This is a genomic window from Proteus sp. G2300, assembly GCF_009915965.1.
Taxonomy (GTDB): Bacteria; Pseudomonadota; Gammaproteobacteria; order Enterobacterales; family Enterobacteriaceae; genus Proteus; species Proteus vulgaris.
Genome location: NZ_JAABNK010000005.1, coordinates 381,249 through 403,915 on the forward strand (window position 1 = coordinate 381,249; position 22,667 = coordinate 403,915).

Annotated in this window: 20 protein-coding genes and 1 tRNA gene; 15 read left to right on the forward strand and 6 right to left on the reverse strand. The window is 36.8% G+C overall.

What is annotated here, in order from left to right:
- Nucleotides 1-16: 16 nt before the first annotated feature.
- Nucleotides 17-808 (forward strand): hypothetical protein, encoded by a 792-nt coding sequence (locus GWI97_RS03955; protein ID WP_087803011.1) that lies wholly within the window; start codon nt 17-19, stop codon nt 806-808.
- A 49-nt stretch (nt 809-857) separates the two neighbouring features.
- On the forward strand, nt 858-1,127 hold the full coding sequence (locus GWI97_RS03960) for a PAAR domain-containing protein (RefSeq protein ID WP_087803013.1): 270 nt from the start codon (nt 858-860) through the stop codon (nt 1,125-1,127).
- A 12-nt stretch (nt 1,128-1,139) separates the two neighbouring features.
- Here the strand turns inward: GWI97_RS03960 and btuF are convergent, their stop codons facing one another.
- On the reverse strand, nt 1,140-1,967 hold the full coding sequence (gene btuF, locus GWI97_RS03965) for a vitamin B12 ABC transporter substrate-binding protein BtuF (protein WP_115370443.1): 828 nt from the start codon (nt 1,965-1,967) through the stop codon (nt 1,140-1,142).
- Nucleotides 1,968-2,072: 105 nt separating this feature from the next.
- Complete coding sequence (gene mtnN / locus GWI97_RS03970; protein ID WP_036932734.1) at nt 2,073-2,768, reverse strand: 5'-methylthioadenosine/S-adenosylhomocysteine nucleosidase; 696 nt, start codon at nt 2,766-2,768, stop codon at nt 2,073-2,075.
- Between the two features lie 115 nt (nt 2,769-2,883).
- Here mtnN and dgt point away from each other — a divergent pair, with 115 nt between their 5' ends.
- From dgt to GWI97_RS03990, 4 genes are all read left to right on the forward strand, one after another.
- Entirely contained in the window at nt 2,884-4,392 is a 1,509-nt protein-coding gene (gene dgt / locus GWI97_RS03975; RefSeq protein WP_036932733.1) for a dGTPase, read from the forward strand.
- A 389-nt stretch (nt 4,393-4,781) separates the two neighbouring features.
- Complete coding sequence (gene rlmD, locus GWI97_RS03980) at nt 4,782-6,107, forward strand: 23S rRNA (uracil(1939)-C(5))-methyltransferase RlmD (protein WP_036932732.1); 1,326 nt, start codon at nt 4,782-4,784, stop codon at nt 6,105-6,107.
- Between the two features lie 54 nt (nt 6,108-6,161).
- Nucleotides 6,162-8,399, forward strand: a complete 2,238-nt coding sequence (gene relA / locus GWI97_RS03985; protein ID WP_036932731.1) for a GTP diphosphokinase — start codon at nt 6,162-6,164, stop codon at nt 8,397-8,399.
- A 149-nt stretch (nt 8,400-8,548) separates the two neighbouring features.
- Nucleotides 8,549-8,887, forward strand: coding sequence for a colicin E1 family microcin immunity protein (locus tag GWI97_RS03990; RefSeq protein ID WP_103005062.1), 339 nt, complete (start codon nt 8,549-8,551; stop codon nt 8,885-8,887).
- Nucleotides 8,888-8,910: 23 nt separating this feature from the next.
- Here the strand turns inward: GWI97_RS03990 and GWI97_RS03995 are convergent, their stop codons facing one another.
- Nucleotides 8,911-10,185 (reverse strand): colicin-like pore-forming protein, encoded by a 1,275-nt coding sequence (locus GWI97_RS03995; protein ID WP_115370442.1) that lies wholly within the window; start codon nt 10,183-10,185, stop codon nt 8,911-8,913.
- A 244-nt stretch (nt 10,186-10,429) separates the two neighbouring features.
- On the opposite strand from GWI97_RS03995, the gene mazG reads away from it, so the two are divergent.
- The 4 genes from mazG (at nt 10,430) to GWI97_RS04015 (ending at nt 16,445) form a co-directional block, all read left to right on the forward strand.
- Entirely contained in the window at nt 10,430-11,227 is a 798-nt protein-coding gene (gene mazG, locus GWI97_RS04000) for a nucleoside triphosphate pyrophosphohydrolase (protein ID WP_087803017.1), read from the forward strand.
- A 511-nt stretch (nt 11,228-11,738) separates the two neighbouring features.
- On the forward strand, nt 11,739-13,376 hold the full coding sequence (pyrG, locus tag GWI97_RS04005; protein WP_036932724.1) for a glutamine hydrolyzing CTP synthase: 1,638 nt from the start codon (nt 11,739-11,741) through the stop codon (nt 13,374-13,376).
- A gap of 62 nt (nt 13,377-13,438) precedes the next feature.
- Nucleotides 13,439-14,740 (forward strand): phosphopyruvate hydratase, encoded by a 1,302-nt coding sequence (gene eno / locus GWI97_RS04010; protein WP_036932722.1) that lies wholly within the window; start codon nt 13,439-13,441, stop codon nt 14,738-14,740.
- A 322-nt stretch (nt 14,741-15,062) separates the two neighbouring features.
- Nucleotides 15,063-16,445, forward strand: a complete 1,383-nt coding sequence (locus GWI97_RS04015) for an SLC13 family permease (RefSeq protein WP_036932720.1) — start codon at nt 15,063-15,065, stop codon at nt 16,443-16,445.
- 235 nt (nt 16,446-16,680) lie between these two features.
- Here the strand turns inward: GWI97_RS04015 and mltD are convergent, their stop codons facing one another.
- Both mltD and gloB read right to left on the reverse strand, forming a co-directional pair.
- Nucleotides 16,681-18,015, reverse strand: a complete 1,335-nt coding sequence (gene mltD / locus GWI97_RS04020; protein WP_036932719.1) for a murein transglycosylase D — start codon at nt 18,013-18,015, stop codon at nt 16,681-16,683.
- Between the two features lie 75 nt (nt 18,016-18,090).
- Nucleotides 18,091-18,846, reverse strand: coding sequence for a hydroxyacylglutathione hydrolase (gloB, locus tag GWI97_RS04025; RefSeq protein ID WP_036932713.1), 756 nt, complete (start codon nt 18,844-18,846; stop codon nt 18,091-18,093).
- A gap of 38 nt (nt 18,847-18,884) precedes the next feature.
- On the opposite strand from gloB, the gene GWI97_RS04030 reads away from it, so the two are divergent.
- Nucleotides 18,885-19,601 (forward strand): methyltransferase domain-containing protein, encoded by a 717-nt coding sequence (locus GWI97_RS04030; protein ID WP_036932710.1) that lies wholly within the window; start codon nt 18,885-18,887, stop codon nt 19,599-19,601.
- Nucleotides 19,602-19,607: 6 nt separating this feature from the next.
- Here the strand turns inward: GWI97_RS04030 and rnhA are convergent, their stop codons facing one another.
- Nucleotides 19,608-20,093 carry a ribonuclease HI gene (gene rnhA / locus GWI97_RS04035; RefSeq protein ID WP_036932708.1) on the reverse strand — a complete coding sequence of 162 codons (486 nt, stop codon included), beginning with the start codon at nt 20,091-20,093 and terminating at the stop codon, nt 19,608-19,610.
- 65 nt (nt 20,094-20,158) lie between these two features.
- Here rnhA and dnaQ point away from each other — a divergent pair, with 65 nt between their 5' ends.
- The 4 genes from dnaQ to GWI97_RS04055 all read left to right on the forward strand — a co-directional run bounded on the left by dnaQ (nt 20,159) and on the right by GWI97_RS04055 (nt 22,161).
- Nucleotides 20,159-20,911 (forward strand): DNA polymerase III subunit epsilon, encoded by a 753-nt coding sequence (dnaQ, locus tag GWI97_RS04040; protein WP_036932707.1) that lies wholly within the window; start codon nt 20,159-20,161, stop codon nt 20,909-20,911.
- A 123-nt stretch (nt 20,912-21,034) separates the two neighbouring features.
- Nucleotides 21,035-21,111: transfer RNA gene (locus GWI97_RS04045), tRNA-Asp, on the forward strand.
- Between the two features lie 300 nt (nt 21,112-21,411).
- Nucleotides 21,412-21,567, forward strand: a complete 156-nt coding sequence (locus tag GWI97_RS04050) for a hypothetical protein (RefSeq protein ID WP_158482365.1) — start codon at nt 21,412-21,414, stop codon at nt 21,565-21,567.
- A gap of 135 nt (nt 21,568-21,702) precedes the next feature.
- Nucleotides 21,703-22,161, forward strand: a complete 459-nt coding sequence (locus GWI97_RS04055; protein WP_036932706.1) for a hypothetical protein — start codon at nt 21,703-21,705, stop codon at nt 22,159-22,161.
- Nucleotides 22,162-22,667: the final 506 nt, after the last annotated feature.

The following is a 22,667-nucleotide window of genomic DNA, read 5'->3' on the forward strand; positions in this document are numbered from 1 at the left end:
TTCTAATGGAAGGACTATGTTAGCGATTCCTTTTGTTATCGGCTTACTTTGGGCTTTTAGCTATGGTGTTAAAACAATTTATATTGATCCTTGGAAAAATACAGAATCTCTTTTCCTTAGAATATTAGATAAGAAAGATAATAAGAATAATATATTTATATTACCTCAGTATAGGGATAATGATGAATTAGAAAAAAAATATATTCAGAATGGAAAGCTTTCTTTTATAAATTATTGGGACTATTATTACTATAGCAATTCATTTATAAGAGAGAAAAGCATTATTTTAGATTTGTTTTTACTATTAGCTCCATTATTATGTTCTTTACCAATGATCTATTTTGGTTTTATTGCTAGAAATAGACCTTACCTAATATGTGATCGAGAAAAACAATTATTTTATACTTGGGATATGAAAATGAATGTTTATGTTGCTAAATATTCTCAAATTAATTTTTCAGATATGAAACCAACATTAGCAGTTATTTTATATCGAGTTGATGAAAATAATAAGTTGATAGAACATAAATATTATCCAAACTTAACGATGTTTAGTTTTTTAGGAGGTGGAAGTAGTAATGATAAAGCATGGGGATTAGGATATATTACCAAATATTTATTTTATGGATTAGCACCTTTGATTGAAGGTAAGTACACAAGAAAAAAATATTCTATTTTTAGAGAAGCGCCTATTCCCAAAGATCTTGATAAACAAATAGAACAACAAGTTGTTCTGGTTGATAAAGAGCTGCCACCTTGTAAAGAAATAGAAGATAAATTATCGGAAGCAATTAAGCATTCTATTTAGATTTTTTAGCTAAGTTTACTGTTAATAGTTTATAAAAGGATATATAAACATGCGTAGCTCAATTCAAGGACGAAAAATCATTTTAAAAAATGATACTACCAATACTAAAGGAACCGTATTAAGCGGTTCTTTATTAGCAAAGCAAACGCATGAAATTGCCTGTTTAGACGATGAAGTCTATTGTCCCGCTTGTCAGCAAAAAGGCAAGATAATAGAAGGGGATACCATGATGAAAATAAACAATATCCCTGTCGCGTTAGAAGGACATAAAGTGCAATGCGGTTGTTTAAAGGGTTGTGTATTAGTGGCTATTGAATAATTAATTATTTTGCTAATGGTTTGTTGCTATTGCCTCACAAATTTGCTGTGCTGCATTAATAATACGCAGTGCAGGTCGGCTAAAACTGTCTTCATCAATAGCAATAACCGGTACAGTAAGCTGAGGTTGCCAAAATGCTCGTACTGTAGGTATTTGATCTGCCTTACCACTGAATATAATTAAATCAGGTTGCTTTGTAAGTACTTGCTCACGACTTACTTGAGGCCATGCCACAGGGCTATTAGCGAAGATATTTTCACCACCACAAAGTTCAGTAATATGGCTTTGTAATGTACTGTTTGATGTAGTAAATAACGGCTGCATCCCAAATTGAATAAACACTTTTTTGTTGGGTTGATTCGATATAGTTGATGCATATTGTTGCTGTAACATTTGATATTTCTGGCGTAATTGTTGGGCATTTTTTATTGCAATATCAGGATGATGGCTATAGCTGGAAAGAGTAACGAGATCGTCTGCGATTTCTTCAATACTTTGTGGATCAGAATAAATGATAGAAATACCCAAAGCTTTTAATTGATCTAATGGGCGTTGTGGATTACCGCCTTGCCATGCAATCACTAAATCAGGCTTTAATAATAGAATGCGTTCGATATTAATACCCTGCCAATTGGCAACTTGTTCGATACTTTTGGCATCCTCTGGATAATCGGAGTAAGCACTAACTCCGACAATATTATCCCCCATCCCTGCGGCATAAGCCATTTCAGTGGCTGATGGTGATAGCGTAATAACGCGATCTGCAGGCGTGATAGCAATAGCAAGGTTTAGCCAAAATAATGAACAGAGTAATAATCCAAGATTGATAAGTAAACGCATTGCTTTTCCAATAATAAAAAATACCCACCTATTTTTTATCTTAGAATAAACAAAAAAATAAAGGTGGGGTATTAATAAAACGATATTAGGATTATCTCGACTTAATTAGTCTTTTAATTTATCCAACATCGCGGTCACCATTAAACTTGATTGTTCTGCGGCAACAGATAAAAATTCATCAAAGCTTAAATGCGATTCTTTATCAGCTACATCAGAAATAGCGCGAACTACAACGAATGGTGTGTCGAACTGATGGCAAACATGACCAATCGCGGTGGATTCCATTTCTACGGCAGCAACATCTGGGAATGTACGTCGAATGCGCGCTAAAGGCTCTGCACCATTAATAAAGGCATCACCACTACAAATTAAACCACGAACAGCATTTAATTTTAGCGACTCAATACACTCTTCTGCGATGCTAATAAGTTTAGGATCTGCAATAAAAGCAGGCGGACATTGTGCCATTTGACCTGGTTCATAACCAAACGCAGTCACATCTGCATCGTGATAGCGAACTTCTGTTGAAACAACGATATCACCGACATTTAATCTTGAGTCTAAGCCACCCGCAGAGCCAGTATTGATAACGACATCAGGGCGAAAATGCTCAAGCAATAAGGTTGTACCAATCGCAGCCGCAACTTTACCAATACCTGATTTTAATAATGCAACATCAACACCGTTGATTGTGCCTGTATAGATTTCACAACCGCCACGAGATAAGATTTGGCAATCTTCAATTTTCTCACGCAGAAGTGTGACTTCTTGCTCCATTGCACCTATTACGCCAACTCTCATTGTGTCATACTCACTTGTAGGTTAATAATAAATAGAGTTTAACATCTATCGGAAAAACACGATATAACACAAAGAATAGAGAATTCGTTTCATCGAAACCAGAAAGAGGACAGAAATGATCGATTTTAAGCTGAAGTTAAATTATCAACGCAAATATAACAGCAGTGATATCGATATTAACGATGAAATACAGGTTTCTCGTCAATTTGAAAGTGATCGTGGCCGCATTATTAACTCAGCTGCCATTCGACGTTTACAACAAAAAACACAAGTCTTTCCTTTAGAGCAAAATTCAGCAGTCCGTAGCCGTCTTACTCACTCTCTTGAAGTTCAGCAAATTGGTCGTTATATCGCTAAGCAAATTATCGGTGAATTAAAAAAGCAAAATAAGCTGGAAGTGTATGGCTTAATTGATCGCATCGATAGCCTTGAAAGTTTAATTGAGATGGCGTGCTTAATGCACGATATTGGTAATCCACCTTTTGGGCATTTTGGTGAAGCTGCTATTAAGCATTGGTTTGAAAAAGTATTATCACCAGAGGCGACAGCAGAATTCGATAGTTGCCCGTTTATCCCAATGCAGTATTCAGCAAAAGTGCAATTAAATGAATTACGACAAATTTTACGCCAAGATTTATGCCAATTTGAAGGCAATGCTCAAGCTATTCGAATGGCGCATCATCTTCTTAAATTGAATTTAACCTATGCTCAAATTGGCTGTGTATTAAAATATACTCGTCCTGCTTATTGGCAAGGAGAAATCCCCAAAGAATATAGCTATTTAATGAAAAAACCGGGGTATTACTGGTCTGAATTAGCTTTCGTAAAAGAAGTGCAAGAAAAATTAGATATGGATGAATTTTGTCGCTTTCCTCTCACATATATTATGGAAGCTGCCGACGATATCTCATATTGCATTGCAGATTTAGATGATGCGGTAGAAAAGGGGATTTTTGATATTAATCGTCTGGTTCATTTATTACGTGATGCGTGGCGTGAAAATGGTGATGTAACTGAAGGTGATTTATTCGATATAACCGTTAATCGAGCTTATAAAAAAGTCGACCAAAATGAAGCCAAACGCAGTATGCAAGATCAGTTTTTTATGTACTTGCGAGTTTATATTACAGGAAAGTTAGTCCCTTATACCGCACATCGTTTTATAAAAAATCTTCCTCAAGTTTATGAGGGACGTTTTAATCATGCTTTGTTGGAAGGAAATAGTGCTGAACATCGTTTATTGACGACATTAAAAAATGTGGCTAAGAAATGGGTATTTAGCCATCCTGAAGTAGAAGAGCTAGAAATGAAAGGGTATCGCGTGATCAGTGGATTACTCGATATCTATAAACCTTTATTGTTATTATCAACTGAAGATTTTTTAAGATTGCATAAATATAATGAACATCCTAAATATGTTATTGAGACGCGTTTATATCATAAGCTTTCTGTTAAACATAAACTGGCATATAACGAAATGTTAGAAAAGCTAAATGATATAAATACGGAAAGAGGTAAAATCTTAGAGTTTTATTATCGGACAAGATTAATTCAAGATTATATCAGTGGAATGACTGATCATTATGCTTATGAAGAATATAGAAAATTAATGGTTTGTGATTGATTTGTAATCATTAAGAGAAAAGCTATCTAATTGATTGGTGTTAACTTTTAGAATTTTCCTAGTGATAATAAAGATTTATTAAAATAACAGAAAATAGATGTTATTAATTGTAAATATATTCAATATAAAAGTTATATATAATATTTGTTAGTTATAGAACAATATAAAATTCATAAAACGAGTGCCTTAGGTTGTTATCATTAAAAGATTTCTCAAATTAACAAAAATATTGCTTATATCAGTTAAGTAAATAACTTGTTCGATGTTATACTCTTCCCATGTTTTCTTTTGAAATGCATAGTCATTCATGTCACGCTGAAAAACGTACAGCGTATTCTAAAACGGCGTCATTTCACTGTTAATCTGTTATTGATACTTAATTTAATACTATGGTGCAGTTTTATTCCCCTAAAAAACGCCCTGTGAAAAAACAGGCAACAACGTTGGAAGTGACCGCCAGCGCACTAGATGCAAATGGTCAAGGTATTGCTCATGTTGAGGGCAAAACGATTTTTGTCAAAGGATTACTCCCACAAGAAACTGCTCGAATTCGTTTAACAGAAGAAAAGCGCCAGTTTGCGAAAGGTGAGGTTATTAAGCGTTTAACGACCAGCGAACAACGTATCACACCTTATTGTGAGTATTATGCGCGCTGTGGTGGTTGTCAGCAGCAACATGTGCCAATTACATTACAACGAACAACAAAAGCGAGTGTGTTATCGCACCTTATTAAGCGTGAAACCGGTGTCCTGATTTCAGCTGAGCCTGTGATTGCAGGCTCTGAATATGGTTATCGTCGTAGAGCAAGATTGGGATTACGCTATCAACCTGAAAAAGGGTTGGTAATGGGCTTTCGGCAAGAGCGCTCGAACGACTTGGTAATGATAAAAAAATGCCCTGTGTTAAAACCACAGCTAAATGATTTATTAACACCTCTTTGGGAGTGCCTCAAGCAGTTATCAGCAGTGCGTGATTTAGGGCATGTTGAAATGGTGCTCGCTGATAATGGGCCGTTAGTGATTTTACGCCATTTATCACCATTGCCAGAGTGTGATAAACAGAGTTTGCGTGATTTCTCTCAAACTCATCAAGTTACGATGTATCTTGCAGGTGATAATAGCGAGATAGCACGATTAACTTCAATTGAGAAGGAACCCTTCTATCAAATAGAAGGTCTTAATTTACGTTTTGCACCCACTGATTTTATTCAAGTGAATGATGAAATAAATCCTAAGATGGTTGCTCAAGCCATTGAGTGGCTTGATTTATCACTAGAAGATCGCGTATTAGATCTGTTTTGTGGTATGGGGAATTTTACTTTACCTATCGCGAAACGTGTTAGTGAAGTAGTGGGTATCGAAGGTGTGCCCGCATTAGTTGAAATGGCGAAACAGAATGCAAAACTAAACCAATTAGGTAATGCGCATTTTTGGCATGCAGATTTATCGGCTGATTTTTCTGCGATGTCGTGGTCGAAAGAAGGATTTAACAAAGTGTTGTTAGATCCAGCAAGAGCAGGGGCTTTGGAGGTAATGTCACATATTGTGAAGTTATCCGCAGAAAAAATTGTGTATGTCTCCTGTAATCCGACCACGTTAGCCAGAGATAGTAAGATATTATTAGATTCTGGATATCAGCTAACCGGTTTAAAAATGTTGGATATGTTTCCACAAACGGGTCATCTGGAATCAATGGCACTATTTAGTCGAAAATAAACAGTTAGCCAGTAATAAGTCGCAAATAAGATTTATACCGTGTAGGGAGAGAATATGGTTGCAGTAAGAAGTGCTCACTTAACACCTGCAGGCGAGTTTGCTGTTGATAAATGGGTCAACAGTTTGAACTTAACCCATGCCAATGCAGGTAGTGAAATCATGCAAGCCTGGGAATACTGCCATCGTACTGTTCAAGGGCGTGAAGATGCCGAACTGTTATTGTGGCGTGGTATTGAAATGGTTGAGCTTCTTTCGACACTAAGCATGGATAAAGACAGCATGAGGGCAGCGCTCCTTTTCCCGCTTGCTGAAGAAAATCTTATTGATCAGGAAGTCGTTACTGAACATTTTGGCGATGCTATTTGGAGCTTAGTGCGAGGTGTTATGGAAATGGATGCCATACGCCAATTAAAAGCGACACATACCAATGAAACAAGTTCGGTTCAGGTGGATAATGTACGTCGTATGTTGTTATCCATGGTGGAAGATTTCCGTTGTGTGGTCATCAAACTTTCAGAGCGTATTGCCCATTTACGTGAAGTGAAAGATGCCACAGAAGATGAGCGCGTACTGGCGGCCAAAGAGTGTTTTAATATTTACGCGCCATTAGCCAACCGATTGGGTATTGGCCAATTAAAATGGGAATTAGAAGATTTTTGTTTCCGTTATCTTCATCCTGATGAATACAAAAAAATAGCAAGCTTGCTTCATGAGCGCCGTATTGATCGCGAACAGTACATTGATAATTTTGTCAGTACAGTACGCGGTTATATGAAGGAAGAGAATGTCGATGTAGATATCTATGGACGTCCCAAACACATCTATAGTATTTGGCGTAAAATGAAGAAAAAGAATCTCGCATTTGATGAGTTATTTGATGTGAGAGCGGTACGTATCGTCGTTGAACGGCTTCAAGACTGCTATGCGGCATTAGGGATTGTGCATACTCATTTCCGCCATTTGCCTGATGAATTTGATGATTATGTTGCAAATCCAAAACCTAATGGCTATCAATCTATTCATACCGTTGTGTTAGGGCCTGAAGGCAAAACGGTTGAGATCCAAATTCGTACTCGCCAAATGCATGAAGATGCAGAATTGGGTGTGGCTGCGCACTGGAAATATAAAGAAGGTGCAACTGGCGCTGCGACGAAAGGCGGTACAGGCAGTTATGAAAACCGTATTGCATGGTTACGTAAACTGATTGCATGGCAAGAGGAGATGGCAGATTCTGGCGAAATGTTGGATGAAGTCCGTAGCCAAGTCTTTGATGATAGGGTTTACGTCTTTACACCAAAAGGTGATGTAGTTGATTTACCAGCAGGCTCAACACCACTTGATTTTGCTTATCATATTCATAGTGATGTAGGGCACCGCTGTATTGGGGCGAAAATTGGTGGACGTATTGTGCCATTTAGCTATCAGTTACAGATGGGCGATCAAATTGAAATCATCACGCAAAAACATCCTAACCCAAGTCGCGATTGGTTAAATCCTAACTTAGGTTATGTCACCACAAGTCGTGGGCGTGCGAAAATTCACAATTGGTTCCGTAAGCAAGATCGCGATAAAAATATTCTTGCGGGGCGTCAGATTTTAGATAACGAATTGGCACATATGGATATCAACATGAAAGAAGCAGAAAAACTGCTGATTGCGCGTTATAACGTGCATAGTGTTGATGAAGTATTAGCTGGTATTGGTGTCGGTGATATCAGAATTAACCAGTTAGTGAACTTTATTCAAAGTAAATTAAATAAAGCCACTGCGGAAGATGAAGATAAAGAAGCATTACGGACACTAGAGAGTAAAACACCAGCACCAAGAAACACAGGCTCAGGGAGTAGTATTGTTGTCGAAGGTGTGGGTAACTTAATGCACCATATAGCACGCTGTTGCCAACCTATTCCAGGTGACAATATTGTTGGTTTTATTACTAAAGGACGAGGTATTTCGATTCACCGAGCAGACTGTGAGCAACTTGCTGAACTGCTTTCTCATGCACCAGAACGTATCGTTGATGCTGTATGGGGAGAAAATTACTCTAGTGGTTATTCATTAGTCGTTCGTGTTGTTGCTAATGATCGAAGTGGATTATTGCGCGATATCACCACTATTTTAGCGAATGAAAAAGTTAATGTGCTAGGCGTTAGTAGCCGTAGTGATGTGAAGCAACAAATTGCGACAATCGACATGAATATTGAGATTTATAATCTCCAAGTATTAGGTCGTATTTTGGCAAAACTTAATCAGTTGCCTGATGTGATAGAAGCGAAACGCTTTTCTCACTAAAATATGAAAATGATAAGATGCCGAGACAACTGTTCTCGGCATTTTTTTATCTAAAAATCAGAAAAACTGTATATTTAGTTAGTAATTAAATTGTTATGGTTTATTTAAAATAAATATGGTTTTAAATAAAAGGGATCTAGTAGATAAATATGAAGATAACTAAACAATATTATATTAAAAATATGTGTTGGGGGTGGTTTATTGGTGCTCTATTTTTATACTCTTGCTTAGAATATGAGTTGAAGTATGAAAGTCTGATGTTGTTAATTAGTATTGCTGGTATTGGACTATATCCGTTGGCTAAATGGGGGATTGAATGTTTTTTTCTTCAATTTACTACCAAAGAATTTTGGAATCGAGGACTATTTTCAGATACAGCAGGTAAAGCTGGTGGCTTGGCTTTATATAGTTTCATTGTGTTTTTATTATCTATACCAATTACAATAATTTTTATATTATTCGTGTTAGTGAAAAGGTTGCTTTTCTAAATAAACAACCTTTAAAGTATTAATTAAATACCAATCAAATTATTGGCTTTTTCAATTAAGTCGTTATCAATCAATGCTCCAATACTTGCTATGAGCAATCCATATCCTAATATCCCTATGGGACCACCTAGAAGCACACTAAATGTAAATCCTGCTACAGATGTAGCCGCCATTCCTGCAAATATAGTCTCAGCTTTAACAAAAAATGGACGCCAATTATCTGTCTCTGTTGCTTTTATTAACTCTATCCATAAATCTTTGACGTCAAGGGCTTTACTTACAAAAAACATACCTTTACTAAATTTTTTTAATTTTTGATTTATATCATCGAGTTTGATCGATTCCAATGCGGTTGCAATAGCTTTACGATCTTTGGCATTAATTCTTCTATTGATATCCGCTTTGTATTTTTCGTAAGCTTTTAGCGCATCATCAACGTTACGGATGGTTTTTCCTCTGGTTTGTTGTGCTAAAGATTCCGCTAATTTCCTTGCTTTATCACCATAAGCATTAAACACTTCTTTATAAAAATCAGCCGTAAACTTTATTGAATCATGCAACAGCTTAAATTCATCGTTTGTTTGTTCTTTTTTATTTGCTTGTTGAGCTAGAATATCAGCAATTTGGAAATTGCGATGTGTAAACGTCATATTATTATGGAAATCTTGGCATGCGGATTTAAAATTTTGATCTCTAATATATTTTTGCATCTCAGGAAAATTATTTATATTGTCTGCGCCTTTATCTGCATATAAGGCATGTAAGGCTAATCGTACTGAGGGTAGCCAGCGGGAATATTCCCCAAATTTTTCACCTATATTTTGTAACATAGGGTCTGGATGAGGACTAAAATGAATATCAAAGAGAAAACCATTTATATAGTTCATTTTTTGGTAAAACATTCTACTTAGATTCAGATCTGCTTCGAATATATGACCTATATTTTCATTATTTAATGGAATATTGTTTTCTTTCATATTCAATAATAGTAATGGAGAGCTTTCATTAAACTCGTTTGATCTGTGCATTAAAGCACGGCCATAAGGTCGCATTCTTAATGCTTTTTTTAATGCTAATTCGGTTTTTTGTTTTAAGTAAGATTTACATTCATTTTTAAATGCTGGGCAATTTTTCTTTCCACAAACTGGGCATTCTTGGTTTTTATTCTGCATAAAAGCATTGCAAATAATATTTGTAGCTTGATTAAATGAAAAATTATTATTAAAAGCATACTCTGGAATATAAGCACTATGTGGAGTTACAGTTAATGAACTAAATTGAATTACATTTTCACTCATTTTATTAATCCTTTGATAAAAATGACGTATTTATATGGTGTTTAAGAGTGGATTTATAGCGAGGAGTATATTTGTAAATAACAAATTCATAGTTCAATTTAAAATGTCATTATTCTTTCAAAAAAGTTATTTTTAAGATCTTGAGCTTGAAATGATAAGATGCCGAGACAACTGTTCTCGGCATTTTTTTATCTAAAAATGTGTTAAACAGGATAACGCTCACTCTTATTTAAAAGGCTATGTGATGTCAGAAAATCGTGAAATCTTTCGTTTATTAGAAATTATGGCGCAACTACGTGATCCTAATACTGGATGTGAATGGGATAAAGTGCAGACTTTTGACACTATCGCACCTTATACCTTAGAAGAAACGTATGAGGTGTTAGATGCTATTACTCGTAAAGATTTTGCTGATTTAAAAGAAGAGTTAGGCGATTTGCTTTATCAAGTTGTTTTTTATTCAAGAATGGCGCAAGAGCAAAAGTTATTTGATTTTAATGATGTTTGTGAAGCCATTAGTAATAAGCTAGAACGTCGTCATCCTCATATTTTTGCCTCCGAAAGCGAAAATAATTTATCAACGGAAAAACATCGCTGGGAAAAACTTAAAGCGCAAGAGCGTGAGGCTAAAGCACAATTTTCATTATTAGATGATATTCCCGCCACATTACCCGCTTTGATGAAAGCAGAAAAAATTCAGAAACGATGTGCTTCTGTTGGATTTGATTGGAATGAACTTGAACCTGTTTTAGGTAAAGTGTTTGAGGAAATTGATGAAGTGATGGCTGAAGTGAAAAAAACACCTCAAGATGCGTCTAAAATTGAAGATGAATTGGGTGATTTATTATTTTCAGTTGTAAATTTATCTCGGCATTTAAAACAAAAACCAGAACAAGCATTAAATCGAGCATGCCGTAAATTTGAACAACGCTTTCGCTTTGTTGAAAAAACGCTCTCGGAAGATGGCATAGGCATAGAAAATGCTTCATTGGAAGAGATGGAGATCTGTTGGCAGAAAGCAAAGAAACAACAGATTGAGTGAATTGTGACACGCAAATTAACGCAAGCGTGACATAAAATGCGATAAAAATAGTCTATAACATCTCGTTTTTTCAGCCATTTTTATAAAAAATTTTAAAAAGCGAAATTATAAAAGGTAATTTCGTTTTTTTGTTTTTGGGTAATTTTAAATATTGCCGTTACATTTCATTGCATTGAAAATGTGATTGACCTCAAAAAAATTAAACGCATGATCAGAAGCAAAATATCGCGCTAGAAACCTGCTACACTCAATATCGTGAAAAAAATAAAGCATCTCTTCTGTAAAAGTGATATCTTAGCTGAAAGGATTAAGCTAAGATGCTTGAGAAATATTTTCACGGGTTTAGTTTATTGAATTTTTACTGTTTTTTCGTGTTTAAACGGATAAGTGGCGTGATGAAAAAGAACTTTATACTACTAAGAATGTTTGTAGCGAAAATAAGGTTCGGGTATACTGTGTTCCCGTCCAGTTATATCCATCATCCTAATACACCTAAACTTTCAGGTTCAGCATGAAAACGAATTATATTTTTGTGACCGGCGGGGTCGTATCCTCTCTGGGTAAAGGCATTGCCGCAGCCTCTTTGGCGGCTATACTCGAAGCCCGTGGACTCAATGTCACCATGATGAAGTTGGATCCGTATATCAACGTCGATCCAGGTACTATGAGCCCAATTCAGCACGGGGAAGTCTTCGTCACTGACGATGGTGCTGAAACTGATCTCGACTTAGGACACTATGAGCGCTTCATTCGCACGAAAATGACTCGTCGTAATAACTTTACGACTGGTCGCGTATACTCTGAAGTATTACGCAAAGAGCGCCGTGGTGACTACCTTGGGGCTACAATTCAAGTTATTCCTCATATCACTAATGAAATCAAAGAACGCATCATCCGTGGTGGCGAAGGCCATGATGTCGTTTTAGTTGAAGTCGGCGGGACTGTTGGTGATATCGAATCTTTACCTTTCTTAGAAGCGATTCGCCAAATGGCAGCAGAAGTGGGTCGTGAGCACACATTCTACCTGCATTTAACGTTGGTGCCTTATTTAGCCGCTTCAGGTGAAGTGAAAACCAAGCCAACACAGCACTCTGTAAAAGAATTACTGTCAATCGGTATTCAACCTGATGCGTTGATTTGCCGTTCAGACCGCGTTATTCCTGCTAATGAACGTGCAAAAATTGCGCTGTTCTGTAATGTACCAGAGAAAGCGGTTATTTCATTAAAAGACGTTGATTCCATTTATAAAATCCCTGCACTATTGAAATCTCAGGGATTAGATGATTATATCTGTAAACGATTCAGCTTGGATTGCCCAATTGCAAATCTTGCAGAGTGGGAACAAGTTATTTATGAAGAAGCTAACCCTGAAGGCGAAGTAACCATCGGTATGGTTGGTAAATATGTTGAATTACCAGATGCCTATAAATCAGTGATTGAAGCCTTAAAACATGGTGGTTTCAAAAGCCGTGTTGCTGTAAATATCAAACTCATTGATTCACAAGATGTTGAAACCCGTGGCGTAGAAATGCTTAAAGGGTTAGATGCAATTTTAGTACCAGGTGGTTTTGGTGAACGTGGTATTGAGGGCAAGATTATGGCTGCTCAATATGCACGTGAAAATAAAATCCCTTACTTAGGCATTTGCTTAGGTATGCAGGTTGCTATGATTGAATTTGCACGTAATGTTGTTGGTATGGAGGGTGCGAACTCCACTGAATTTGCACCAGATTGTAAATATCCAGTTATCGCATTAATTACCGAATGGCGCGATGAAGACGGCAACATTGAAGTACGCTCAGATGAGAGTGATTTAGGTGGCACGATGCGCCTCGGTGCTCAGCCTTGCCATTTAAGTGGTGATAGCTTAGTACGTACACTGTATGGAAAAAACACCATTACAGAGCGCCATCGTCATCGTTATGAAGTAAATAATCTACTTTTAAAACGTATCGAAGATGCGGGTTTACGTATTGCAGGTCGTTCAGTAGATAACAAGCTGGTGGAAATTATTGAAAATCCAAACCATCCTTGGTTTGTTGCTTGTCAATTCCACCCAGAGTTTACCTCAACGCCGCGTGACGGCCATCCGTTATTTGCAGGCTTTGTGAAAGCAGCCTTTGATAACCAAAAAGGTTTGCTGAAATAGGATATATGAGAAGAGATAGGGTATCTCTTCTCGGAAATTTAACTTGTACAGAGGAAAACCGAATGTCCAAAATCGTTAAAGTACTTGGTCGTGAAATTATTGATTCTCGTGGCAACCCAACTGTTGAAGCTGAAGTTCATTTAGAAGGTGGTTTTGTTGGTATGGCGGCTGCTCCATCAGGCGCATCAACAGGTTCTCGTGAAGCATTAGAATTACGTGATGGTGATAAATCACGTTTCTTAGGTAAGGGTGTTCTGAAAGCGGTTGCAGCTGTTAATGGCCCAATCGCTAAAGCTATCCTTGGCCAAGATGCAAAAGACCAAGCTAACATCGATAAAATCATGATCGATTTAGATGGTACTGAAAACAAATCAAACTTTGGTGCAAACGCAATCCTAGCGGTTTCTTTAGCAAACGCAAAAGCAGCAGCTGCTGCAAAAGGTATGCCTTTGTACGAGCACATTTCTGATCTGAACGGTACTCACGGTCAATACTCTATGCCTCTGCCAATGATGAACATCATCAATGGTGGTGAGCACGCAGATAACAACGTTGATATCCAAGAATTCATGATCCAACCTGTTGGTGCACCGACTCTGAAAGAAGCTGTGCGTATGGGTTCAGAAATCTTCCATCACTTAGCAAAAGTGCTGAAAGCAAAAGGTATGAACACTGCAGTGGGTGACGAAGGTGGTTATGCACCAAACTTGGAATCTAACGCTGCTGCATTAGCTGCTATCAAAGAAGCCGTTGAGAAAGCAGGTTACGTTTTAGGTAAAGACGTTACTCTGGCTATGGACTGTGCAGCTTCTGAGTTCTACAACAGTGAAACGGGTAACTACGAACTGAAAGGCGAAGGCAAAACCTTCACTTCACAAGAGTTCACTCATTACTTAGAAGAACTAACTAAACAATACCCAATCGTTTCTATCGAAGATGGTTTAAATGAATCTGACTGGGATGGTTTCGCATACCAAACTAAAGTTCTTGGTGACAAAATCCAACTGGTTGGTGACGACCTGTTTGTAACTAACACTAAGATCCTGAAAGAAGGTATCGACAAAGGTATCGCTAACTCAATTCTGATCAAATTCAACCAAATCGGTTCACTGACAGAAACGTTAGCAGCAATCAAAATGGCGAAAGATGCAGGCTACACAGCTGTTATTTCTCACCGTTCTGGTGAAACAGAAGATGCAACTATCGCTGACTTAGCAGTTGGTACAGCTGCTGGTCAAATCAAAACGGGTTCTATGAGCCGTTCTGACCGTGTTGCTAAATACAACCAACTGATCCGTATCGAAGAAGCATTAGGTAACAAAGCGCCTTTCAATGGTCTGAAAGAAGTTAAAGGCCAAGCATAATCTTGTATCTTTGATTAAAAAATCTTATTAATTATAAAGAGGCGAACCTTGTGTTCGCCTCTTTTTTTTGGATTTTTTTATAGGAAAAAAGAATATTTATTCTGGAGCACTTTGAAAAAGTGTGACGTGTAAGAGGAAATAGTGTTCAATTATTACTCTTTTATTAATAAATTGGTTAATTCTCGTGGATGAGATCCCAATTATACGTTTTGCACATTTTCAATGGTGCGAAATGTTTTTATATTTCACATATAACCTATTTCGTTAACAATTATGGCTTAGTGAACCTAATGTTCATATCAGCTAATGTGGAGTATTATCAATGGACGCGTCCAATTTAGCCCCATCGGCGAAATCAAGCCCGATAAACAAACGAGGGTTAATTATTCTGGCAATCGATGTCGTTTTATTATTACTTTTGCTTGAATTTTTACCTTATGATCCGAAGGCCAATGCAGGTTTAGCATTAATGGTGTTTGTGGGAGTGTTATGGCTAACTGAAGCTGTTCACGTTACGATCACAGCATTATTTATTCCTATTTTAGCCGTCGTACTTGGGCTAATGAATACAAATGAGTCATTAAAATCATTTGCGAATCCTATTATTTTCTTGTTCTTCGGTGGATTTGCTTTAGCAACGGCGCTTCATATTCAAGGGCTAGACCGCTTAATTGCTAACCGTTTATTAATGATTGCAAAAGGTAAACTCTCAATTGCGGTATTGTTGTTATTTGGTGTCACTGCATTATTGTCAATGTGGATCAGTAACACTGCAACAGCAGCAATGATGTTACCTTTAGTGTTAGGTATCTTATCTAACTTAGATATTCGTTCAGAACGTAATACTTTCGTATTCGTATTATTAGGTGTTGCTTACAGTGCGAGTATTGGTGGTTTAGGTACGTTAGTAGGAAGCCCGCCAAATGCGATTGCAGCAGCTCAATTAAACTTAGATTTCATTACGTGGATGAAGTACGGTGTCCCAATCATGCTGGTATTATTACCTATCATGTTTATCGTGATGTATCTGATGTTACGTCCTAACTTAAAACATAAGTTTGACCTGAAATTAGAAGTCTTAGAGTGGAATAACAAACGTGTTATTACCATGATCATCTTCTTAGTTACTGTATTTTGCTGGATCTTCAGTTCTTTCATTAGCAGTGCTTTTGGTGGTGTGAAAGATTTGGATACCGTGATTGCTGTAAGCGCAGCAATTGTTATCGGTGTGACAGGGGTAGCAAGTTGGAGCCAAATTCAAGAGAACACAGAGTGGGGTGTATTAATGCTGTTTGGTGGTGGTTTAACACTGAGCGCAATTCTACAATCTTCTGGTGCAAGTTTGGTGATGGCTGACTTTATGAAAAATACCTTTGGTAATAGCCATTGGTTCGTGATTATTCTTGCAGTAACGACCTTTATTATTGTGTTAACTGAATTTACCAGTAATACGGCGAGTGCGGCGTTATTAGTGCCAATCTTCGCCACAGTAGCTCAAGCATTAGGTATGCCAGTTATGGCATTAACAATGATTATTGGTATCGGTGCATCATGTGCGTTTATGTTACCTGTTGCAACACCACCAAATGCGATTGTCTTTGGCTCCGGTTATATTAAACAGACAGAGATGGTGCGAGTCGGTGGGGTGCTTAACCTAGTTTGTATTTTAGTTATCTCTCTGTTTGCTTGGTTCTTCTGGCTGTAGTTAATACACCAAATTAATCTAAATAGAGCGCTTGATAGTCATATCAGGCGCTTTTTTATTGCCTACATCTTGTTATTCTTTGAATTGACGTTGTTAAGGCCATAGAGATCGCTTTAGAAAATAAATCAAGCAAGGGGGGAATGGCATGATTTGTCTTAGTCATAAAAAACCATCAATATTAAGACCAAAGATGTCATAACATTGATGGCTTTAATCAATATAGAATATAAATTAGCTATTTTGTGTAAAGTGTAAGTTGTGTACCCGGTTTTAACATTTTAATGTCTGAGTTCCAACTCATTAATAATTTAAGGTTAATACCGTGGCGACGAGCGATGCTGTAATAAGAATCTCCCTGTCGAACTTTGTAATAACTCGGAGACGGTTTTGTCGGTTTTGTTACCGTGCTATTACTGATACTACCTGCATTATGAATTTTTAATGTTTGTCCTACTAATAGGGTGCTTTTTGCATTTAATCCATTAATACGTTGTAAGTCTTTTATGCTCATATTGTAGCGACGAGCAATAGCGTAAAATGAATCCCCAGAGCGAACTTTATAAATACCTTCTTGCTTAATAGACTGATTTGTTTTGGCAACAGCTAAACGAATAGTCTCTAATACCGCTTCATCTGCAAAAGCATTACGGAATTGCTCAAGCTTATTTCGAGGCAACATAATGACATGAGGGCCATTTGGTGCGGTTATTCCTCGTTTATAGCCAGGGTTATAATCTTTCACTGTATTTATAGGTAACTGGCTTAATTCAGCAACTTTATTTAACGTGATTTGTTCGCCGACATCAAATGAGGCCAATGCTTTATCGCGATAGTTACTTTTTGGAAAAGTAATATTTTGTTCGTTTTCACGAATAACTTTACTTAATGCGAGAATTTTCGGTACATAATTCATCGTTTCTTTAGGTAAAGAAAGAGACCAATAATCTGTTGGTAAGTTTTTACTTTCATTTGCCTTTATTGCTTGCATAACACGGCCTTCACCAGCGTTATAAGCAGCAAGGGCAAGTGCCCAATCACTATCAAACATTACATACAGGCGTTCAAGTAAATCAAGTGCAGCTTTGGTTGACGCCATGACATCACGACGGCCGTCATACCATTGGTTTTGTGCCAAACCATAGTAATTACCGGTTATTGGAACAAATTGCCATAAACCAGCTGCATTTGCAGATGAGGTAACATGGGGATTAAAGGCACTTTCAACAACAGGAACGAGAGCAAGTTCCATCGGTAATTCACGTTTTTCAATTTCATCAATAATTGAATACATATAAGGTTCAGCGCGAGAAGCTACGCTCTGTATATGTTTGGGATTATTTAAAAAATACAACTCTTGCTGCGAGATCCTTTCATTTTCGGGGAGTTCCATTTTCAATTCACTTACCACATAACCCCATAAATTGGTTTTTACATCATATTGAGGTTGGTGAGAAGTTGAAGTCCCTTTCGTTGATAGTGGTGTGATCGCAGACAAATTAGGTTTAATGTTCTCAGATTGCTGGCAACCCGCCAATAGCAATATGGAGAACAAAATCGCTTTTGTCTTCATAATAGAAAAATTCATCCTGTGTGTTTTTTGAACCAAATGATACTTAGTGTGCCCAAATAAAACAACCAATAGGCACTAAAAGTTGTCTTTTAATTCTCTTAATTTTGTAAATGTCTTAATTGGAGCGTAAGTATTAGTGGTTATACCTAAAATCCTTTGTAAATCAATATCGTCAGATTTCAAAAAAAGATTAATACTCTTTTCATTTTTCAGTGTTATCGGCACAGTAGGCTGCAAGTTTTTACGCATTTCACTAACTTGGGCTAAATAATCGGTAATAAGTGCATTTTCTGGCATGATATGATGTGCAAAGTTCATATTTGAAAGCGTATATTCATGCGCACAACAAATTAATGTGCTATCAGGTAATGCACTTAATCTTTGTAATGAGCTAAACATCTGTTGCGCAGTCCCTTCAAATAAACGGCCACACCCCCCTGAAAACAGGGTATCGCCACAAAATAGATAAGGCTCACAATAATAAGCAACATGACCCAATGTATGGCCTGGTGTACCAATCACATTAAAAGTAAAAGAGCTAATAATAATATGCTCTTGGTTATGAATAATATTTTCAGCCCCTTTACTTTGTGTTTCTTGTGGGCCAAAAACGTCGATGTTAGGATATTTTTTTACAAGTTCAGCGACACCACCAACATGATCATCATGGTGATGGGTTAATAAAATTGCGATAGGTGTTAGTGACCGTTGTGAGAGTATTTCAATAACAGGCTTAGCTTGTGAAGGATCAACAATCACACATTCACTATTTTCATTACTTAATAGCCAAATGTAGTTATCGGATAAAGCAGGAATTCTGATAAGCTCCATATAAGTTACCTTACTTATAAATTATAAAGGGTTAAACGATGAAAGCAGCACGTTCAGCAACACCGATTATTATGCCAGATTCTTGGCGAGATATTCCTTGGGGAGAATATTATCGCATGGCGATTGAATTGCGTTTACAAAATTGGTGGCCGAAAATGTATGGCTTTCATTTGTTGAAACTCGGTCAACTCAGTGCCGAACTGGATACCAAATTAAGTATCGTTTCACATCAAGTCAATGTGACATCAAATGCAATAAATGCGGATGTTATCGCGTCTTTAAATTATCTACCCTTTGAAAATAAATCGATTGATGTTTGCCTTATGGCACATATGCTTGATTATAGTGCGGATCCCCATTGGCTATTACGAGAAGCTGATCGCGTTTTAATCGATGATGGCTGGATAGTATTAACGAGCTTTAACCCAATTAGTTTATTAGGACTGGGAAAATGCACGCCTTTTTTACGACAAAAACAGCCTTATTCTAGTCGTATGTTTTCACTTCGTCGCCAAATAGATTGGCTTAGTGTGTTAAATTATGAAGTGATGACGCAACAGAATTTCCAGATTATGCCATTTTCAAGACCAATAAAACGTGATGGTAGCCGCTATCATACTGGTGGCTGTTTAAATTTAATCATTGCACGTAAAAGAACGCTTCCTTTGACACCCACAGCCTTGAAATTTGCCTTACCACGCATGAGTGTAAAAGGTCGAGTTTTAGGGGCGACTCGTAATCATCCAGAGTCATAATGCTTACTAATCTGTGGTTTTATCTTTTTGGCTTTCGATATAACCTGTGTCTTCTTGAGTTGGTGCTTGTGCAGCTGCTTTCGCTAATTCATCACAACGTTCATTTTCATCATGACCTGCATGGCCTTTCACCCAATGCCATTCAATTTCATGACGAGTAATAGCACTATCTAATCGCTTCCATAAATCGACATTCAGCACAGGGCTTTTGTCTGCTTTACGCCATTGACGCTTTTTCCAGCTATGGATCCATTGTGTAATACCTTGCCTGACATATTGGCTATCTGTTGTTAGTGTAATTTTACAAGGGAATTTTAACGTTTCTAATGCTACGATAGCGGCAAGAAGTTCCATTCGGTTATTGGTGGTCATAAAAAAACCTTCACTCAGGGTTTTTTCATGTTGTTGATAGCGTAAAATAGCGCCATAACCACCGGGGCCTGGGTTGCCTAAGCATGAACCATCGGTGAATATTTCTACCTGCTTGTGCATAAAGGCGACTTATCCTTTTTGATTAATACGAAAAATTAACCCTAAGTCTGACATAAAAACGGATTATGAGCACTCCAATCACACGACAAATTGTACTTGATACCGAAACTACCGGTATGAATAAACTGGGCGTTCATTATGAAGGTCATAATATCATTGAAATTGGTGCCGTAGAGGTTATCAATCGTCGATTAACAGGGCGAAATTTCCATGTGTATATTAAGCCTGAAAGATTAGTTGATCCTGAAGCCTTTGAAGTTCACGGTATTAGTGATGAGTTTTTAGAGGATTGTCCTTCTTTTGCGGATATTGCTGACGAGTTTTTAGAGTATATTCGTGGCGCTGAACTGATTATTCATAACGCATCGTTCGATATCGGCTTTATGGATTATGAGTTTAGAAAACTTAACCGTGATATTCCGCCTACCGAAACGTTCTGCCAAATTACTGATAGCCTTGCAATGGCAAGGGCATTATTTCCCGGTAAGCGAAATAACCTTGATGCTTTATGTGATAGATACTTAATAGATAACTCTAAACGTACTCTTCACGGCGCGTTATTGGATGCTGAAATACTTTCTGATGTCTACTTGGCAATGACCGGTGGACAAACCGCATTAGCATTTTCAATGGAAGGCGAATCAAGTAACGAACAAGAGCAAAATGATATTCAACGTATTGAGCGTCCAATTTCAGGATTAAGAGTCATAAGAGCAACCGCAGAAGAGCTTGCTGAGCATGAGTCTCGGTTAGATTTAGTTGAGAAAAAAGGCGGGCATTGTTTGTGGCGTCCTGCATCAAATGATGATGCCGTTTGAATATAAAAAAAGCAGAAATGGTTAGCTGAGATTAAAAACTATCCAAATGCATCTTTTTGTTAGAAAAACAGTTGACGACAAGGCAAGAGATTCGTAATATTCACCTCGTCCGAAAGGATACGCGGAGCGGTAGTTCAGTTGGTTAGAATACCTGCCTGTCACGCAGGGGGTCGCGGGTTCGAGTCCCGTCCGTTCCGCCAATATTCCAAACCCCAGCATTTATGCTGGGGTTTTTGCTTTTATAGCCTTAAATAATTTTCTCTCTTCATATTTTTCTAAGTTATTATTCTTTACTTTTAATATTTGATACCACTATCTTAGAATTTATTAATGAAATATATAAAGAGTTATTTGAGGATAACCTCAAACAATATAATGAAAGGTTAAATAGGCAAGATCCAGAGCATTACTATGAAGGTACTTTCTCTCAAATGAATAAATTTTTTGTTAATTTATCAGAAAAATAAAGGCTGTCAGTAATTAATATATTGAAAATCGTGATGACAGATACGGCATCAACAATATTCGGAACACTCGACGGTACATATTTTATTAATAATATCGATAAAGATTTTCAGCTTATTTATGATGACGAGGAAATTCAAGGCGACCTTCAAGATCATTTTTTAGCGTTAGTGGAAGATAATCATCGCTAAACAAAGATTTATTCTAGTAAGGATCTCATTGCCATAAAGGATATTACGTATTTTATCAATATTCATACATTTAGGATCAGCATGTTATGTTGAAATCAGATAGAATTAACGTAAAAATAATTGAGTCTATTAGCCATGAGCTTTTTTAACGAAATTCAACAAAAAATGGGTACTACTCCTTTTTTTTCTAATATGGGAAAGGGAAACTTCGATGATAAAAAAATTATCTATTTTCACAGTATCCAAGCTTGTTTTGAATCGCCTTTAAATGTCGTATGGTTGCCAACTTCCCCCACTCAAGACGATCCTTTCTATATAAAACAAGAATATCCCAAAGATTTGGTTGAGATGCGATTACTTGTCAGTAAAGCGGTGATAGAGAGTTTAAAAGCGTTCCCTGTGCCAGATAATCAATTTCAATTCGATGCACATAACTTTAAAATTGCAGCAAGAAATGCGATATGTTACGCCTTTAGACAGTATCTTACTGAAAAATATTTCAATTATGGTGATAATTGGGAAAATATTATTCAGATTTACTGCCAAGGCCATTTTCCGATAGGTTTTTGTAAAAAGACATTAGTGGTGATTTAGTTCTGGTTATTTAAAATAAGTTTTCAGTTAGAGTGAAAAATAGAATTAAATTTGTTTTTATCCTTTGTTATTAATATTAAAAAGCAACATTTGCTTTACGCTGATTTTTCCTTTAATTCATATATGATGTAAATGAAACTTTTATTATGTAATCAATGAATTATCTTTTTTTTTATCTTTTTTAATCTCTTATAATTCTACGTTCTCGTAACAAGTACAGTCAGTTATTAGGTTATGATTAAAACAAAAGCGATATTTATTTGATTTGTTGGATAATTCGGCAATGAAATTTTATCTTGATTAGTCACATCAAGCTAAGGTTTAATAGCTGCTTCTCAATTGCGCAAATAATTATGTTTTTTGTTTTTTGTTGCGCAATAATGCAGTGATGTAATGTTATTTTCCGCTTTTATCGTAAAAAATGCTGTGTAAATCAAAGAATTATTGTTTTAAGCTAATTACGATAACCACCTTTGTGGATTTTTTATATTGCGGTTTTTTGCCTG

Excerpts from the sequence above, each read along its gene's own strand:
- mtnN (WP_036932734.1), bottom strand. The coding sequence starts at position 2,768 with ATGAGAGTTGGCGTAATAGGTGCAATGGAGCAAGAAGTCACACTTCTG.
- GWI97_RS04055 (WP_036932706.1), top strand. The coding sequence starts at position 21,703 with ATGAGCTTTTTTAACGAAATTCAACAAAAAATGGGTACTACTCCTTTT.
- GWI97_RS03955 (WP_087803011.1), top strand. The coding sequence starts at position 17 with ATGTTAGCGATTCCTTTTGTTATCGGCTTACTTTGGGCTTTTAGCTAT.
- GWI97_RS03960 (WP_087803013.1), top strand. The coding sequence starts at position 858 with ATGCGTAGCTCAATTCAAGGACGAAAAATCATTTTAAAAAATGATACT.
- rnhA (WP_036932708.1), bottom strand. The coding sequence starts at position 20,093 with ATGCACAAGCAGGTAGAAATATTCACCGATGGTTCATGCTTAGGCAAC.
- pyrG (WP_036932724.1), top strand. The coding sequence starts at position 11,739 with ATGAAAACGAATTATATTTTTGTGACCGGCGGGGTCGTATCCTCTCTG.
- mazG (WP_087803017.1), top strand. The coding sequence starts at position 10,430 with ATGTCAGAAAATCGTGAAATCTTTCGTTTATTAGAAATTATGGCGCAA.
- relA (WP_036932731.1), top strand. The coding sequence starts at position 6,162 with ATGGTTGCAGTAAGAAGTGCTCACTTAACACCTGCAGGCGAGTTTGCT.
- mltD (WP_036932719.1), bottom strand. The coding sequence starts at position 18,015 with ATGAAGACAAAAGCGATTTTGTTCTCCATATTGCTATTGGCGGGTTGC.
- gloB (WP_036932713.1), bottom strand. The coding sequence starts at position 18,846 with ATGGAGCTTATCAGAATTCCTGCTTTATCCGATAACTACATTTGGCTA.
- GWI97_RS03995 (WP_115370442.1), bottom strand. The coding sequence starts at position 10,185 with ATGAGTGAAAATGTAATTCAATTTAGTTCATTAACTGTAACTCCACAT.
- GWI97_RS04015 (WP_036932720.1), top strand. The coding sequence starts at position 15,063 with ATGGACGCGTCCAATTTAGCCCCATCGGCGAAATCAAGCCCGATAAAC.
- GWI97_RS04050 (WP_158482365.1), top strand. The coding sequence starts at position 21,412 with ATGACAGATACGGCATCAACAATATTCGGAACACTCGACGGTACATAT.
- GWI97_RS03990 (WP_103005062.1), top strand. The coding sequence starts at position 8,549 with ATGAAGATAACTAAACAATATTATATTAAAAATATGTGTTGGGGGTGG.
- btuF (WP_115370443.1), bottom strand. The coding sequence starts at position 1,967 with ATGCGTTTACTTATCAATCTTGGATTATTACTCTGTTCATTATTTTGG.
- GWI97_RS04030 (WP_036932710.1), top strand. The coding sequence starts at position 18,885 with ATGAAAGCAGCACGTTCAGCAACACCGATTATTATGCCAGATTCTTGG.
- dnaQ (WP_036932707.1), top strand. The coding sequence starts at position 20,159 with ATGAGCACTCCAATCACACGACAAATTGTACTTGATACCGAAACTACC.
- dgt (WP_036932733.1), top strand. The coding sequence starts at position 2,884 with ATGATCGATTTTAAGCTGAAGTTAAATTATCAACGCAAATATAACAGC.
- eno (WP_036932722.1), top strand. The coding sequence starts at position 13,439 with ATGTCCAAAATCGTTAAAGTACTTGGTCGTGAAATTATTGATTCTCGT.
- rlmD (WP_036932732.1), top strand. The coding sequence starts at position 4,782 with ATGGTGCAGTTTTATTCCCCTAAAAAACGCCCTGTGAAAAAACAGGCA.